The sequence below is a fragment of the Shewanella sp. ENK2 genome (genome assembly GCF_043568515.1).
Taxonomy (GTDB): Bacteria; Pseudomonadota; Gammaproteobacteria; order Enterobacterales; family Shewanellaceae; genus Shewanella; species Shewanella japonica.
In genome coordinates this window covers 3,381,678-3,398,513 of record NZ_CP171406.1, presented here as the reverse complement: position 1 = coordinate 3,398,513, position 16,836 = coordinate 3,381,678, and the positions used below count along the sequence as shown (strand labels likewise).

General features: G+C 39.9%; 11 protein-coding genes and 3 pseudogenes. 2 read left to right on the top strand and 12 right to left on the bottom strand.

Features of this window, described 5'->3' with window-relative positions; translation table 11 throughout:
• Window position 1: 1 nt before the first annotated feature.
• The 10 genes and pseudogenes from ACGEDC_RS14920 to murJ form a co-directional block, all read right to left on the bottom strand.
• Window positions 2-3,529: a pilus assembly protein gene (locus ACGEDC_RS14920; RefSeq protein ID WP_394494129.1), complete on the bottom strand. Its 3,528-nt coding sequence runs from the start codon at window positions 3,527-3,529 to the stop codon at window positions 2-4.
• Window positions 3,529-3,975, bottom strand: a complete 447-nt coding sequence (locus ACGEDC_RS14915; protein ID WP_119968916.1) for a pilus assembly PilX family protein — start codon at window positions 3,973-3,975, stop codon at window positions 3,529-3,531. Before ACGEDC_RS14915 ends, ACGEDC_RS14920 begins: the two co-directional genes overlap by 1 nt.
• 30 nt (window positions 3,976-4,005) lie before the next feature.
• Window positions 4,006-4,977: a PilW family protein gene (locus tag ACGEDC_RS14910; protein WP_119968915.1), complete on the bottom strand. Its 972-nt coding sequence runs from the start codon at window positions 4,975-4,977 to the stop codon at window positions 4,006-4,008.
• Between the two features lie 10 nt (window positions 4,978-4,987).
• The gene (gene pilV, locus ACGEDC_RS14905) at window positions 4,988-5,536 is read right to left on the bottom strand and encodes a type IV pilus modification protein PilV (RefSeq protein ID WP_119968914.1); all 549 of its coding nucleotides are present in this window, start codon (window positions 5,534-5,536) and stop codon (window positions 4,988-4,990) included.
• Window positions 5,537-5,834: 298 nt separating this feature from the next.
• The gene (ispH, locus tag ACGEDC_RS14900; RefSeq protein WP_197495528.1) at window positions 5,835-6,764 is read right to left on the bottom strand and encodes a 4-hydroxy-3-methylbut-2-enyl diphosphate reductase; all 930 of its coding nucleotides are present in this window, start codon (window positions 6,762-6,764) and stop codon (window positions 5,835-5,837) included.
• 31 nt (window positions 6,765-6,795) lie between these two features.
• Window positions 6,796-7,230, bottom strand: a complete 435-nt coding sequence (gene fkpB / locus ACGEDC_RS14895; RefSeq protein WP_394494125.1) for an FKBP-type peptidyl-prolyl cis-trans isomerase — start codon at window positions 7,228-7,230, stop codon at window positions 6,796-6,798.
• Between the two features lie 11 nt (window positions 7,231-7,241).
• Window positions 7,242-7,738 (bottom strand): annotated as a pseudogene (gene lspA / locus ACGEDC_RS14890) (signal peptidase II).
• 9 nt (window positions 7,739-7,747) lie between these two features.
• The gene (gene ileS, locus ACGEDC_RS14885; RefSeq protein ID WP_394494123.1) at window positions 7,748-10,570 is read right to left on the bottom strand and encodes an isoleucine--tRNA ligase; all 2,823 of its coding nucleotides are present in this window, start codon (window positions 10,568-10,570) and stop codon (window positions 7,748-7,750) included.
• 32 nt (window positions 10,571-10,602) lie between these two features.
• Window positions 10,603-11,538, bottom strand: coding sequence for a bifunctional riboflavin kinase/FAD synthetase (gene ribF / locus ACGEDC_RS14880; RefSeq protein WP_055025632.1), 936 nt, complete (start codon window positions 11,536-11,538; stop codon window positions 10,603-10,605).
• Between the two features lie 64 nt (window positions 11,539-11,602).
• Window positions 11,603-13,161: pseudogene (gene murJ / locus ACGEDC_RS14875) on the bottom strand (murein biosynthesis integral membrane protein MurJ).
• Between the two features lie 254 nt (window positions 13,162-13,415).
• On the opposite strand from murJ, the gene rpsT reads away from it, so the two are divergent.
• Window positions 13,416-13,682, top strand: coding sequence for a 30S ribosomal protein S20 (rpsT, locus tag ACGEDC_RS14870; RefSeq protein ID WP_055025630.1), 267 nt, complete (start codon window positions 13,416-13,418; stop codon window positions 13,680-13,682).
• Between the two features lie 372 nt (window positions 13,683-14,054).
• Here the strand turns inward: rpsT and ACGEDC_RS14865 are convergent, their stop codons facing one another.
• Window positions 14,055-14,351 carry an ArsR/SmtB family transcription factor gene (locus ACGEDC_RS14865; RefSeq protein ID WP_055025629.1) on the bottom strand — a complete coding sequence of 99 codons (297 nt, stop codon included), beginning with the start codon at window positions 14,349-14,351 and terminating at the stop codon, window positions 14,055-14,057.
• A 135-nt stretch (window positions 14,352-14,486) separates the two neighbouring features.
• On the opposite strand from ACGEDC_RS14865, the pseudogene ACGEDC_RS14860 reads away from it, so the two are divergent.
• Window positions 14,487-15,919: pseudogene (locus ACGEDC_RS14860) on the top strand (M28 family metallopeptidase).
• Between the two features lie 116 nt (window positions 15,920-16,035).
• Here the strand turns inward: ACGEDC_RS14860 and yaaA are convergent.
• The gene (gene yaaA / locus ACGEDC_RS14855; protein ID WP_394494120.1) at window positions 16,036-16,812 is read right to left on the bottom strand and encodes a peroxide stress protein YaaA; all 777 of its coding nucleotides are present in this window, start codon (window positions 16,810-16,812) and stop codon (window positions 16,036-16,038) included.
• Between the last annotated feature and the right edge of the window lie 24 nt (window positions 16,813-16,836).

The window sequence follows — 16,836 nt, the reverse complement described above, 5'->3', positions numbered from 1 at the left end:
CTTACTCTTCTATATGATAATAAATTTTATTAACGCCTAAACCACCACCAATACATTTATCATCACCCGGTGGACAGCCATCATCATTGGGCTCATCAGCTTTCTTCATATCTTCTCCAGCAGCACCAATTCCTATCAAATACATGTAGCTTTCATCTTCGCCGTTTGGAGGTACCACTAGCTGCGGAGTATCAGGAACTCGGTCACCCATTTCTAGATATTCTTGAGTATAAGAGCGAGTGCCTTTATGAAGATCAAAGCCATATAAACGTCCTTTACCTGATACTAAACATTGATTTGCTGATTCAGCGACCCCTGGTACATATGAAGTAAAGAAAACTCGACCTTGCACAATAGTAGATGCTGATAAGCTTTTCTCACCTACTCCTCCAAAGCTATAATACCATCCACGTTTTTTACCAAACTCGATATTTTCATCTTCAGTTGATGGAGCAGCACTAGAAACATCATATAAGTTCGACAAATCTAATGCTTCAGGAATCTCACTACCCGTAACTCCAGTGAAGGATTTAGTAACAACATTCCTATCTTGTAAAACAAAGAACTTATCAGCACGCGAAGTGTCGAGTGGATGTGGCCTGTGTCCTGTACCAACAGTTACAGCATCATAAGGGACATTTTGATACGATCGAATAGTACTAGTGCCATCCGAAGTCGTTACTGTCACATCAGATATATTTGTGAAAATAGTCTGAGCTACGGCTGGTTCAGCAAAAAATCGCCTATCGTTAGTCTGTGATGCTCCACCTAAACTAGCAAATTTATGTGCAGTCCAAGGGGAAGTTGAATCATCAGGTGAACCACCTGGCAAATCCATACGCCACACGTTTGCACCTGTATCTGTAGCATATATACGATCTGTTAAACGATCATTATTACTATCAAGAATAGCCACCCTATTTGGAATGCTATCAGCAATTCCATCTAGTTTAGTTTTATTCGTTCCTGATTCAGTTCCAAAATGATGAACGAGAGCCCCGGTTTCAGCATTTAAAACGTATACACTACGACCATTTGTATCATCAGAGCCAACTCCATCACCATCCTTAGTCGAAGGGTTATAACCTCCACCTATAACAACAACCGGTAAAGCAGTTTCGACCGACGTGCTTCCTGATGGGAAACCAGGAACATAAGTTATTACAGGCTCTGACCAAGATTGACCCATTTCTGACATTCCTTGGGAGTCAGGATCCACTTTCCACAAATATTTAGGAGCATCAGGGTTAGTAATATCTAGAGCATAATAAGACTTACCACCACGGCGCATCCCAACATACAACCAAGCTTTTTCGATTACACCACTAGCAGTTCTTTTTACATGTGCAACAGGAGAGCTATCAATACCATAAACAGAATGAACCCCAGTAGGGACATTTGCCCTTAACTCTCTAAGGTTTGGTAATAACTCTTGAGGCATAAACGCCCAACTCTCTTCAACTTCATCACCTTTGTCTTTGAACATATGAAGAAAGCCATGGTTAGTGCCAAGTATTACTCTCACATCCGGTGAACCTTCAGTACCGTAGTTAATTGCTAGGGGTTTCGAATGTAGTGGGTCACCCATAATGTCTTGACGGTTTTCAGTTGTTGAATTATTGCCATTATCATCATCTACATCGACACCAGTCGCCCAATCAAACAGTTTGTCCAATTCAGACTTATCAACTCCCATAAATAATGCCAACTCATCATCACCAGAAATTCCAGTGCTATTGCTTGCATTTGTTTTAGTAAATGCTTGTAGTTCTCCTCCTGAACCAAAATTACCATATAAGGTTCTGTTAGAGGTCCCTTGTAATATTAATGCTGCACCACCAATAGCGACATCATTACCATCTCCTCCCCCACTTGTAGCTTGACAAACTGATTTTGCAGTCCAAAAAGAACAAGCCGATGATTTAAGATTTCCATCATCACCTATTGCATTATTACCATCTTGATCTACTACATCACCAGATCCAGTTACTTTAAACTTCTTAAGATTGCCAAACCATCGAGGCCCTTTATTAGGTAAGAACATTGCGTAATAAACAGAATCAAGGGTTTGTGTTCTATCGAAGTTATTACTCGAAATAGAAGGTGATGTGAAACTAGAATTCGTTTCCAATATATTTGAAAAAATAGCTTGTAATGCTTCTTGTAGTTTTTGAGCATCCGCAGCTGAATAATATGCACCATTACCACGTAACGCAGTTTCTTTAAGTATGGGTGCTGCGCTAGCTGCGCCAGAACTAAAACCAATAGTATAAGTATTAACTGTTTGCGTGCCGTCTAGACTGGTATTAACATCGTTATTACTTATCCATCCTGCAAGAGCTGGTAGGTAGTTCCCATCGTATTTATCTGCAGTTGTTACCCCATCTAAAGCAAGAACTTGACTATCTGCATTATTATCTCTTGTTGGTTCACCATCAGTTACGTAAATGACATAGGCTTTGTCTTGGCATTGTTTTCCAACAAAAGGCGAGTCATAACTGCCCCCAGTTTCAATACTCGTATCACGTAAAGGCGTTCTATATGGGTCATCATTACCAAACCAAACACTTTTGCCCGCAAAATAGCGGTATGCTTCATATAAGTTTTCACAAAGAGGAGTATATCCATCAGCGTTCAAGTCACCAATAGTCGTAAGAAGTTTACCCTTTGTTGCTTCAGTTGTTGGTGATATGCCATAGACAATACGACCACCACTTCTCGAACCATCTTTATCATTACGGTTAAATACTGACAAACCAAAATCCACACCAGGAGTCGTAACGATTGTATCCTCAATTACACGTTGAGCAACATCCATCCGAGAATAGCTCTTTTGAGATTTTGTACTGTGGTACCAGTTAACATACTTCTCTGTATATAACGTTATTGGCTGACCAGTACCAAAATTTGTTAACTTCGCTTTTTCTATTGCGGCAGCTAGTTCATCAGCAGTTGAAGTATTATCTGCTGCAGTATATCTAATAGGATCTGCACTCGTACCTAGACCGTCTACAGGAAAACCCCAAAAGTTAGTATTATTGTTGTAATACACTTCTTCAGCGATATCTTCATAACAATCGACCTGCTGAATTCCAGAACCATCTGTTAAAGGCAATTCAGACCATGTACCATTTTCGCCGATGTATTTATGTTCACGAATATAGCCAGTAAACATACCGTAGTCTTCAAGATATTGCTCTCCGACGTCACAGCCATTTACTCCATGTAAAAAGTATTGATTACTAGATGCAAGAGGAATATCACTACTACTACGAGTAAAAAACAGTTTGGTATTTTGTAACAGCGAACCATCACTATTTACATTTTCGTCACCACGAACATATGGGACATCTGTGGTGAAATTTGTCCCCATACTTCCTGAAGTATCAAATATAATTAATACTTGAGGTCGAGAGCCTGAACGGGCTGTTGACTCAAAAACATATAATTCGGTGTCATCAGCAAAGCTATCAGCACAAGTACCAATAACCGCGAAAATAAGTGTACTTATTAGTAAATTTTTCATCATTAACTCCCTGACAACACTTCTTGTTCAAAGCCCAAGACTATTGTTACTTGTCCTAAATTGCTTCGTCCAAAGTTTGCAGAACTGGAAACTTCAAGGCGTTTACAAAATATTTCAACTGAATTAGCTTTAGCTGAACGCTGGCAAACATCATCTCCGACGCCCATTGTCATCGGTGTAATGGTGTTCTGAACACCTAAAGCTGCATCATTCATGACAGTTTCGGCAACCATATTAGCCATTGTTGCTCCGCTATTATCGGCAAGCATTTTTTCTTGACCACCTTGCACTGATATCATAGCTTCAATTCTTTCAGAACCTGCTCCCGCCATTCTAAGTGACTGGGTCGAATTAACAGCTAAAGCCACACCTATCACGGTCATAATAACAAGCACGATTAAGGAAAAAAATAGCACTATTCCTTGTTGTTTTTTTAATGAAATCTGCATGTTTTCACCTAAATTAAATGTTCATAAAACTTAATTTCTTATTAATACAGGGTTTTCAAGTACTACAGTCGTTGAAACCACTTTTCTTCTATAATTGTCATTCAATGGACCAATAGATTTATCACCCAATTTATAGGTCACGTCGTTGGTATAGTCTTTATCATTACTTGACGTTCTGACGAGTAAAAAGACCCTTAGTGATACTAAGCGTTGGAAAAAAGCATTATCCCACATCAATGTTGTTACATTTTGGGCTGGCATATAACTATCGGCAGTATCATCACCATTACTATCAAAACCATACAAAATTCGCATGTTTTCAATTCCTTCAACTAACTGTTCTTCGTTATTCATACCATTACCAATAGACAAAGTTCGTCTTTTTAAAATTGGAATATCACCGTCTTCTTCGATGTAATAAACATGATGTTGAAACTCCCAAATACGACTATTGAGTAACGTAGGAGGCGCAACATTACCATTGAAAAACTCTATCTCATTGGAAGTTGAAGCAGCATAATAACGTGATGTATTCATAGCCGCTGCAGCTACAGATGGTCCGACTAAACGCTTTAGTTGAATAACATCAGTATTAGACTTAGGTGTTATACACGCTAGGCTTTCTGAACTCACACCAGCTTCATAGCCCCATAATCGTCTAAAATGAGAAGGTTGAATATTCGGGAAGCTTGAATTGTTAGCTCCAGCACCAACACAATCATTTGCAACTGCAGTAGCTGTAACCCTTGTATTCATCCCAAGGTTTAAATCAGTCCCTGTGATATCTCCAAAGAAACCGAGTTGACTTAAGTCTCTTTCAATAATTGTAAGCGCGATGCGTCCATTCTCTTGCAGTTGATTAAACTGACTGGTTGTAGAAACATTGCTAGAAGACATACTAAACATTGTAAAAATACCAATCGTTAAAAATAAACTGATCACCATTGTTACCATTAACTCAACAAGCGATAGCCCTGCTTGATATGTATATTTCTTGAACATTATTAGAGCCTTATATAATCGCTGTTTCAATCACTAATGCACGACGCCTATCACTTGAACTACCACAACTTTGAGCAAATGAGCTACCTTCAGATAACCCATCAGAAGATGCTCTAATTCCTCTCCAAGTAACAACAACAGTGACATCGCGTCCACTAACAGCTATACAAGCAACTGAAGTATCAAGTCCCCCCACGTTAGAGCCTGATGACTTTTCAGTATCTCCTTGCAGCATTCTTTCCCATTGATATAAATCCCACACTCTAGTTTCAATACTCGTGCAAATGCTATTTGCTCCCACACTGACATCACATTGTTTTGCAGGTGCAGAGGCGGTGCCGGAATATGTTCCAGCATAATTTAGTAATTCAGAACGATTCATTCGCATTCGATTGATAATGTCGTTGGCATAGTAAGAAGCTTGAGTTTGCTGAAATGATTCGAAGCTACCGCGTTTTGAGACGATATGCAGATTAAAAATTCCAATTAAGCCTACGGTCAAAATAACCAAGGAAACTAAAACTTCAATTAAGGAAAATCCATTCCTTTTCGCTGACATGAGTGTCAAACCTCCATTTTCTGCCAGTATATTGACAAAATGATTATAATTATTTGTTTAAAATCTAAAACTTAGATACAAAATACTACAATGTAAAATAAGAGTCGAGCAAGATGTAATCAAAACTAACAAGTATTGTATACTAAATATTAGCTAAAGATTAAATTTAACGATCTATAGAGTATAGACTAATTACTCATGCTTTAGTTACAGGCACAAAAAAACCGCAAGCCAGAATAGCTCACGGTTTTATAAATAGCTTATTTTGTTTTCGTATCAGGCCTTTAAGCTGTCATTATTATCTAAGCTCGGCGGGTACGGCAAAAACAGTATCTTCTTTTCGCCCTTCCACTTCGGTGATGACCGAAGGCTCAAATTTAGCGATAGCATCAACCACTTGTTGAACAAGTACTTCTGGCGCAGAAGCCCCAGCTGTAACCGCAACTTTAGATACACCATCAAACCAAGCTTGATCAACATCGGCTGCGGTATCAACTAAATAGGCTTGAGTGCCTGTTTTTTCTGCAAGCTCACGCAGTCTATTGGAATTAGAGCTGTTTTTAGACCCGACGACAATCATCAAGTCAGCATCAGAAGACATGTTTCGAACGGCATCTTGACGATTTTGAGTCGCATAACAAATGTCGTCTTTTCGCGGCCCTTCAATAGAAGGAAACTTCTGTTTTAACGCTTCAATAATGTCTAATGTATCGTCCACTGATAGGGTTGTTTGAGTGACAAAGCACAGGTTGTCAGGATCTTTAACCTCTAATGCCGCTACGCTTTCCGGTGACTCAACAAGATAAACGCCACCTTGCGGATTATCATACTGACCCATAGTACCTTCAACTTCAGGATGTCCTTCATGGCCGATTAAAATACACTCGATTGCTTTACGGCTGGCACGGGTTACTTGAAGATGCACTTTAGTTACAAGTGGGCATGTTGCATCGAAGACTTTCAGTCCTCTATGCTTAGCTTCTTTTCTTACCGCTTGGGATACACCATGAGCACTAAAGATCACGATGCAATTGTCAGGTACTTCATCTAATTCATCAACAAAGATTGCACCACGGTCTTTTAAGTTTTGAACCACATATCGATTATGTACCACTTCATGACGGACATAAATCGGCGGTTCAAATAACTCTAGTGCTCTTTCAACGATACTAATCGCTCTATCTACACCTGCACAAAAACCACGTGGGTTAGCTAACAATATATTCAATTCAGGAGAAGTTGGGTCAACTTTTAGCATGTTAAAGTACCTCTACAACTTCAAGTTCAAAAGTGACTTTTTGGCCCGCTAAAGGATGGTTTAGATCAACAGTGATGGAGTCACCAGCAATTTCACGCACCATACCTGGTATTTCGCTACCACCAGGACCACCAAAACTGACTATCACGCCCACTTCTAATTCCATATCAGCAGGAAAGCGGTTTCTATCCATATGATGGATAGCATCAGGGTTTGCTTCACCAAACGCATCAACTGGCTCTAAAGTAAAAGTGTGATTATCACCTTGCTGCAATTGGCTAATTTGCGCCTCAAATGCAGGGCTTAAGCTGCCATCACCAGTATTAAAACGAGCAGGCTTACCAGACGCTTTTGTACTATCTGCTGTAGAACCATCCTCTAGAAGGATATTCATATGACATAAAATAGAACGGGTTAAAGTGTGTTGCTCAGACAATGTAGCTCTCCCTAACTTTCTGTCGGTGGTACTTCAGGCTTGAATGATTCCCAAATGATCAATACCGCACCAATAAATATACCTGCGTCAGCAATGTTAAATGCAGGGTAATGACTTGTATTCCAGTAGAAATCGATAAAATCTACTACATAGCCATGCATTAAACGATCAACTAAATTGCCTATCGCCCCACCAATAATCAGCGTATAAGCTAAATTTGAACGCCAAAGTGATGAAGACTGTCTTCTTAACCAAACAGTTAGCAGCACACTAAAGCCAACGGCAATAATGGTAAATAACCAACGTTGCCAACCACCTGCTTCACTTAAAAAGCTAAATGCTGCTCCGTAGTTACGCACATAAGTAAAATTAAAAAAAGGTAAAAGCTGTATTGAATCATACAGCTCAAAATTCGCTAACACCCATTGCTTAGATAGCTGATCAGCAAAAAAACCAATACAGCTACCCAATACCAACGAATGCCACTTTCTTTCCAAGTCGATGGCATTATAAACCCTTAAGCAAAATCACGATGTTCGCCATCGCCTTCGATGTTAGTAACACAACGACCACATAGTGTTGAATGTGACTCGTTAGAACCAACATCGTCACTGTAGTGCCAGCAACGTTCACACTTTTCAGCTTCACTTTTTGAAACCATTAATTTAAGCGAGCTAAGCTCAGTTTCAATTGAATCAGCAGAAGCATTGTCTAATAACTCAACTTTCGCTTTTGAAGTGAGTAAAACAAAGCGAAGTTCGTCTGATAACTTACCAAGTTGAGCTGCTAAATCAGCATCAGCAAACAGAGTCACTTCAGCTTCTAAAGAGCCACCAATTCGCTTATCACGACGAGCTTGTTCTAATACTTTATTAACTTCATTACGTACAGTCAGTAACTGCTGCCAGTATTCATCACTCAAGTCATCAGCTAAAGTCACTGACTCAAGCCCTTGGTACCATTCTTCAGTAAAGACAAATTCTGTGCGCTCACCTGGTAATAATTTCCAAACTTCATCAGCAGTGAAACTTAGTACAGGCGCAATCCAGCGTACCATCGCTTCGGCAATATGGTATAGCGCTGATTGACAACTACGACGAGCATGGCCATCTTGCTTAGCTGTGTATTGACGATCTTTAATAATGTCTAAATAGAAACTACCTAGCTCTACAGAACAGAACTGCATTAGCTTTTGTGTAACAGAGTGGAAATTATATTGATCGTAAGCTTCAATAATTTCATTTTGAAGTGCAGCTGCGCGGCGTACAACCCAACGATCTAGTGACACCATATCTTCTGTAGCAATCATGTCTGTTTCAGGGTTAAAGCCATTCAAGTTAGCCAACAAGAAGCGAGCAGTATTACGGATACGACGATATGAATCGGCACTGCGATTTAAGATTTCATCAGAAACCGTCATTTCACCACTATAATCGGTTGCTGCGACCCATAAACGAAGGATGTCTGCACCCAGTTTATTGATAACTTGTAAAGGAGCAATCACGTTACCCACTGATTTTGACATCTTGCGACCTTTACCATCAACGGTAAAGCCATGGGTTAATACTTGCTTATATGGCGCTTTGCCATTCATTGCAGTTGAAATCATCAATGAAGACATAAACCAACCACGGTGTTGATCACTGCCTTCTAGATATAAATCAATTTCGTGACCATTAAATTCCGGACGAGATGCAACCACTGACGAGAATGTTGAGCCAGAGTCGTACCAAACATCTAGAGTATCAGTCACTTTACGGTATTGATCAGCCTCATCACCGATTAATTCACTTAGCTCAAGATCCCACCATGCTTGAATACCTTCTTGCTCGATACGATGAGCAACGCGTTCCATGATAGAAACACTATCTGGGTGTAACTCTTCAGTTTCACGGTTAACCAGTAAAGTGATTGGCACACCCCAAGTACGTTGACGTGAAATACACCAGTCAGGGCGGTTTTCAACCATTTTTTCGATACGACTTTGGCCCCAATCAGGGATCCATTGTGTTTTCTCAATTTCAGCTAACGCCTGAGGACGCAAGCCATGGTTATCCATCGAAATAAACCACTGTGGCGTAGCGCGGAAAATAATAGGTGTTTTATGACGCCAGCAATGTGGGTAACTATGACGGTAAGCAACATGGCATAATAACTGGCCTTTCTCTTCCAGTAATTCAACCACACCTTTGTTTGCTTTAAACACGTGCTGGCCAGCAAAGAACTCAGTATCCGCTTTATAAACCCCGTTATCACCAACTGGATTTGCAACTTCTAAACCGTATTTTTGTCCAACCACGAAATCGTCTTGACCATGACCAGGTGCAGTATGAACAATACCCGTACCAGCATCAGTCGTAACATGATCGCCCAAAATAGCAGGCACATCGAAAGACGAAAAAGGATGCTGAAAACGCATCAACTCAAGCTCAGCACCTTTTGCAGTACCAATAACCTTATGGCTTTCAGCTTCGAAACGCGTTAAGCAAGACTCAACAAGTACTTCAGCCAAGATTAGAGTTTTAGTTGCGCCATTTTTAGTAAACTCAACCAAGCTGTAATCAAGATCAGGGCTTAATGATAATGCACGGTTTGCAGGTAGTGTCCAAGGTGTTGTTGTCCAGATAACTGCGGCAACTGGAGTCTTATAGCCTTCAACGCCAAATTTAGCGGCTACTGCTGCTGCATCAACAGCATTGAAAGCAACATCAATTGCTGGTGAAGTTTTGTCTTCATATTCAACTTCAGCTTCAGCTAACGCAGAACCACAATCTGTACACCAGTGAACAGGTTTAACACCTTTATGTAAATGGCCACTTTCAATCACTTTTGACAAAGAGCGTACAATGTTAGCCTCGGTGCTGTAATCCATTGTTAGATATGGGTTATGCCAATCACCTAAAACACCTAAACGAATAAAGTCATCACGTTGACCGTCTACTTGTTTAGCTGCATATTTACGACATTCTGCACGAAACTCAGCAGCAGAAATCTTTTGGCCAGGCTTACCAACCTTTTTCTCTACCATAAGTTCGATAGGCAGACCATGACAATCCCAACCAGGAACGTATGGCGCATCAAAACCAGCCATTGTTTTTGACTTGATAATGATGTCTTTTAAAATTTTATTGACTGAGTGACCGATATGAATATTGCCATTCGCATATGGAGGGCCATCATGCAAAATAAATGGTTTGCGTCCAATTCGACTGTCACGAATTTTTTGATAAAGTTCGTTTTGAGTCCAACGGTTTAACATTTCTGGCTCACGATTAGCCAAGTTACCGCGCATCGGAAAATCTGTTTCCGGCAAATTCAACGTAGATTTATAGTCGGTCATTGATCCTATACCATTAATTGGGCTGATTTATTTCAACCTGCATCATTGCCAAACAAAGCTTTTGCTTCATTTGCATCATTCAAAATTTGTTTCTTTAGTGCCTCAAGTGACTCAAACGGATGTTCATCACGGATTTTAGCAACTAATTCAACTTCTACTCTTTTACTGTATAAATCACCATCGAAGTCAAATAAATGGACTTCTAATTGGCAAATTTGGCCGTCAACCGTCGGTCTAAAACCAACATTGGCAACGCCTTCATATATATCGCTATCATCCCAATACATTTTTACGGCAAACACACCTCTTACGGGTGACACCTTTCTCTTTAATGCAATATTGGCAGTCGGAAAACCTATGGTTCTACCCAACTTTTGCCCATGTGCCACTCTACCCGTTAGCACAAAGGGATGACCTAATAATCTTCTTGCTTGCTCTAAATTACCAAGAGCAAGTTGTTCTCTAACAGCTGTGGAACTCACGCGTATCGAACCTAAAATGAAGCTTTGGGTACTCACAACAGTGAACCCAAACTTTTTGCCAGCTTCAAGTAGCATATCAAAGGTGCCAGTACGATTCTTACCAAAACAAAAATCATCACCGACAACAAGGTATTTAACCCCTAGTTTTTTTACTAGCAAATCTTCAATAAATTGCTCAGCTGGCTGATTAGCAAAACGACTATTAAAATTGACGCACAATAAACGGTCAATACTTAATTCATCAAGCAGGCTAATCTTATCGCGAAGCAAACTGATTCTTGCTGGAGCATCTTGCTGACGAAATAACTCTTGAGGTTGTGGCTCAAACGTCATAACAACTGCGGGCAATTGAAAGTGCTTAGCTTTATTAACTAAGTTATTAAGAACTTGCGCATGGCCTCGATGCACACCATCAAAGTTACCAATAGTGAGCACGCACCCATGATGCGAAGGTAAAATATTGTGTATACCGCGGATTAATTCCATTACGCCAATTAACTGCAACTGTAAATCGGCTGATTATATACTAGATAGATTTGATTATCAGCACTCATGATTGACGTTTCATCTTCCAAGGTCTTAGCCCCATTATGACTAGGCTCAATAAATACACAACTGCGCCAGAAACAATCAGTTTTATAAGAGTCAATATCTTCATCATCATGTCCATTGCAAGCCACTCACTTTGAACAGGTAGTGTATTTAACAACAATACTGCCATAAGCCCTGTCGCAATAATCACTTTGATGAAAAATATGACAGTTGATTTCGTTACTCTATAAACACCAGCAATGTGTAGCCCACGGTATAACAATACTGCATTTAACAATGCCGATAATGACGTTGCAATTGCAAGTCCAACATATCCAAATGGAATGGCAAAAATAATATTGAAAACCATATTGCTTACCATGGCAATAATGCCGAATTTAACCGGCGTTTTTGTATCTTGACGAGAGTAATAACCTGGTGCTAATACCTTAATCATCATAAAGCTTAATAAACCACAACCATAGGCCACTAAACTATATGAGGCCATCTCAACATCACTGACTGAAAAAGCGCCGCGCATAAATAGCACCATTAACATAGGCTGAGCCAATATGATAAGCCCAAGCATCGCGGGTGCGCCCAACAGCAAAATCGCTCTTACGCCCCAATCCATGGTCTCACTAAACCCTGTGCCTTTATCATCAACATGCTTTTTTGATAACGCAGGTAAAATCACTGTAGCAATGGCGATACCAAACAAACCAAGCGGAAACTCCAACAACCTATCAGAGTAATAAAGCCAACTAATAGAGCCCGTCATTAAAAAAGACGCTATAAAGGTATCAAACAATAAATTGATTTGAGACACCGATACCCCAAACAAAGCAGGGATCATTAATGTTCTAATTTTAACAACACCAGGATGGTGCCAACCCCAACTTGGTTTTACTAAAGCATTCTCTTTTAGTAAAAATGGCAACTGAAACAAAAATTGTACTAAACCACCAAAAAATACCCCCATGCAAGAGCCAGTTCAGGTTGCTCCATTGTTGGCGCAAAATATAATGCAGCAACAATAATGGTGATGTTTAAAAAAACCGGGGTAAAAGCAGAAACGGCAAACTTGCCTCGGGTATTTAAAATCGATCCCGCTAAAGCAGTTAACGTAATAAACCATAAATAAGGAAAGGTAATTTTCAACATTAATGAAGCGAGTTCAAATTTGCCAGCATCAGGTCCATCATTTAACCAGTCATAAAACCAACCACCAGCAAACAGTGCAGCTAATAAAGGCGAAGCAATAACACCGATTAAAGTCACAATACTAACAATGCCACCTAAGGTACCAGCAACTTTAGCTAATAACTCACGAGTCTCTTCGGGTGTATTTTTTTGTTGGTATTCAGTTAATACAGGAACAAAAGCTTGAGCAAATGCACCTTCAGCAAACAGTCTACGTAAAAAGTTAGGTATTTTATTAGCAAAAATAAAGACATCAGCACTACTACCAGCCCCCATTAAATTCGCAATAACAACATCACGGATCAGGCCTAATACTCTTGATACCAAAGTCATCACACTGACTATTGCACCCGATTTTAATAACTTTTTACTCAAACAGCCTCCGAAGCAGCTTGCTATCGATATTTTAAACGTGGATATATCTCAAATTTTCCATTCTACTACTGTCTATGCGGTAGAAGAACTGTTAGAATGCGCCACATCTTACACGAGTTGGGTTGAAGATCACCGCGCAAGGTAGTTATATTTGTTTATTTGACGATATTTCTGCCATATTCATTGACAAAATGAATAAAAGCAGGCATATTCCTCGCCCTCAAAGTATTAATCCCAGTTTTAGGAGTTGCACCTTGGCTAATAGCAAGTCTGCAAAGAAGCGCGCGCTTCAATCTGAAAAACGTCGTCAGCATAACGCTAGTCGTCGTTCAATGTTACGTACATACGTTAAAAGAGTTATCGCTGCTATCCAAAGCGGTGACCACAAAGCGGCTACAGAAGCATTCGCAGCAGCACAACCGATTGTTGACCGTATGGCGACTAAAGGTCTTATTCACAAGAATAAAGCCGCTCGTCAAAAGGCACGTCTAAACACAAGAATCAAAGCACTTGCTGCTTAATCTAGTGATTTAGTTTTTAAAAAACCGACTTAGGTCGGTTTTTTTATATCTAAAATAAATGACTCACTCAACTTTGACACTATTTGAGCCTATCCCCCGATTACATCACTCTTAGCTCAAGCCTTCACTATTTTTAATACTTACATTCAGTGTAAACATATACAATTAGGCTTATTGTAGCTAATAAACAACATTCAGATCATGGCAACCCGCATTGGCTGCTAACGATATCCAGCAAAACTCCCTTCAAAAGTATTTACCGCAATAAAAAGCTTTTACGAGCCTTCTTGAAAGCAAAAAAACGCCTCAACAGCACTTACCTAAGTAAGTAACTGACTAAGACGCTTTTAGCACTGAGCAGATACTAAGCCATTAGTGGCAGTATAAGTTATCCAGTACTTTAATCAGCTCACGAACTTCATCACTTTTAAGTGAATAGAAAACAGTTTGAGCTTCTTTACGTGTACAAACGAGATTATCTTTTCTTAGCCAAGCTAAATGCTGCGATAATGCAGATTGGCTTAGGCCCAGTTTTTTGTTCATCTCACCAACGCACATTTCACCTTCATTAAGCAAATGACATAAAATAAACAATCGGCGTTCATTTGCTAGTGCTTTAAGCATTACTACAGCATGATCTGCACGCTGTTGCATTAATTCTATATTCATCACGCGCTTGGTTCTCCTCAATCATCTCCCTCGCTAATATAGCCTTCCCTAACAAATAGGGCAGCGACATGAAGCACACTTTTTGGTAGATTGTTTTTAAAAATGAGACTTAGCTAATAAAAATGAAGGAAACTCATGAAAAACTACAATAAGGCACTCTTTGCAGGAATGGTTTTTACTGCGTTGTCAGGATGTCAGAATCAAACTAATGATACCCAAGTAACTAAAATCGAGAACACTAAAGATAATGCGGTAAGTCAACAACTAGTCCTAAAAGCTTTAGATTCATCTTTAGGTTATGAAATCGTTGAATCACTAACAGTCGAAGTGGGCCCTCGATTAGCTGGTTCTGAAAAAGATATTATTGCCGTTGAGTGGGCGATGGATAAACTGAAAAGTTTAGGATTTGATAAAGTTTATAAAGAATCAGTTCAAGTCCCTGCGTGGTATAGAGGCAGTGCGAAAGCTTCAATCACAGCTCCCTATGAACAACCACTTGTTATCACTGCACTAGGAGGCAGTGTTTCAACGCCAGAAGAAGGCATACAAGCAAATATTGTACGCTTTGACACTCTTACCGATTTACAAGCGGCAGATCCTGAATTAGTCAAAGGTAAAATTGCATTTATCGACCATAAAACCGAGAGACATATTAGCGGTAAAGGCTACGGAAAATCGGTCGGAGGTCGTTCTAGAGGCGCTGTTGCTGCAGCAGAAAAAGGCGCTGTAGCTGTCGTTATTCGCTCAATTGGTACCGATCATGACCGCATGGCGCACACAGGTATGATGCGTTATAAAGATGGGGTGAAAAAATTCCTGCTGCTGCGTTGTCAGCACCAGATGCTGATATGATTAATTCAATGCTCAAGCGTGATGACAATATCACCCTTTCACTTAACTTAACGTCGAAAAATTTGGGTGTAGCAACCTCTTACAATGTCATTGCTGAAGTCACTGGTAGCAGTAAGCCAGAAGAAATTGTATTAATCGGGGCACATCTTGACTCATGGGATGAGGGGACTGGCGCCATTGACGATGGTGCTGGTGTCGCCATTGTTACTGCAGCAGCTAAACTTATCCAGGATTTACCACAAAAACCTGCAAGAACGATAAGAGTTGTATTATATGCAGCTGAAGAAGTTGGCCTTGTCGGCGGTAAAGCTTACGTAAAACAGCATAGTGATGAGCTGGAAAAACATTATATTGCAGCAGAGTCAGACTTTGGTGCAGGTAGAATTTATCAAATCGATTTTAACGTTAACCCAAACGTATTTGAGCAAGTTCAACTTGAACATCAATCAATGACTATCAATGGTGTTAAACTTGGTAATAACCAAGCGTCTGGCGGCCCGGATGTCTCTATGATGCCAGGTTTAGGTGTGCCAGTGGCATCATTAAGGCAAGATGGTACTGACTACTTTGATTATCATCACACCCCTAACGACACGTTGGATAAAATCGATCCAAAAGCGCTTGCCCAAAATGTCGCTGCTTATGCTCAATTTGCGTATATCATGGCGCAATCGGAACTTGATTTACGCCCTTTAGCCAAAAAAGAACCAAAATAGCCTTTTAGCAAAACTGTTAGGCAATAAAAAAGCAGCGAAATCGCTGCTTTTTTATTGTCTGTTCGTTTTAAAAAAACGGTTAGCTAATCCAACAGTAAAAGGTTGATACTCAACCTCTAAACACGTTCTTCACGTAAGAATACAGGCGCTGCAGGCGTTGATAATTCTTCGCTGTAATAATAACCATCAACATCAAATTGTTGTAACCCTGCTAACGATTTAATGTCATTTTCAATAATATACCTTGCCATCAAACCGCGCGCTTTTTTGGCATAAAAACTAATCACTTTATATTGACCATTTTTACAGTCTTTAAATGCTGGGGTAATCAATGTTGCATTCAGTTTTTTAGGTTTTACCGCTTTAAAGTATTCGTTCGAAGCCAAATTAACAATGATATCGTCTTCTTGCTCAGCAACAGCCTGATTAATTTCATCGGTGATCACATCCCCCCAAAAAGTGTACAAGTTTTTACCTTTAGGGTTAGCTAAACTTGTGCCCATTTCGAGGCGATAAGCTTGCATCAAGTCAAGTGGCTTAAGTAAGCCATACAAACCTGACAAAATCCGCAAATGTTGTTGTGCTTTACTCACTTCTTTTTCAGACATTGAGTCAGCATCTAGCCCTGTATAAACGTCGCCACGAAAAGCAAACATCGCTTGCTTGGCATTGTCTAGGGTGAAGTTAGGTTGCCACTCGATGAACCTAGCTGCGTTTAAACCTGCAATTTTATCGCTAACTTTCATCAGCGAAGCAATATCTATAGGAGTCAACTCACGACACACATTAATTAATTGTTGGCTATGATCTAACAACGTCGGTTGTGTAAAAGACGCTGTGTTAGCCTTGGTTTCGAAGTCGAGAGTTTTTGCTGGAGAAACTAATACTAACATCGTTAACTATCCTATTAAGCCGTA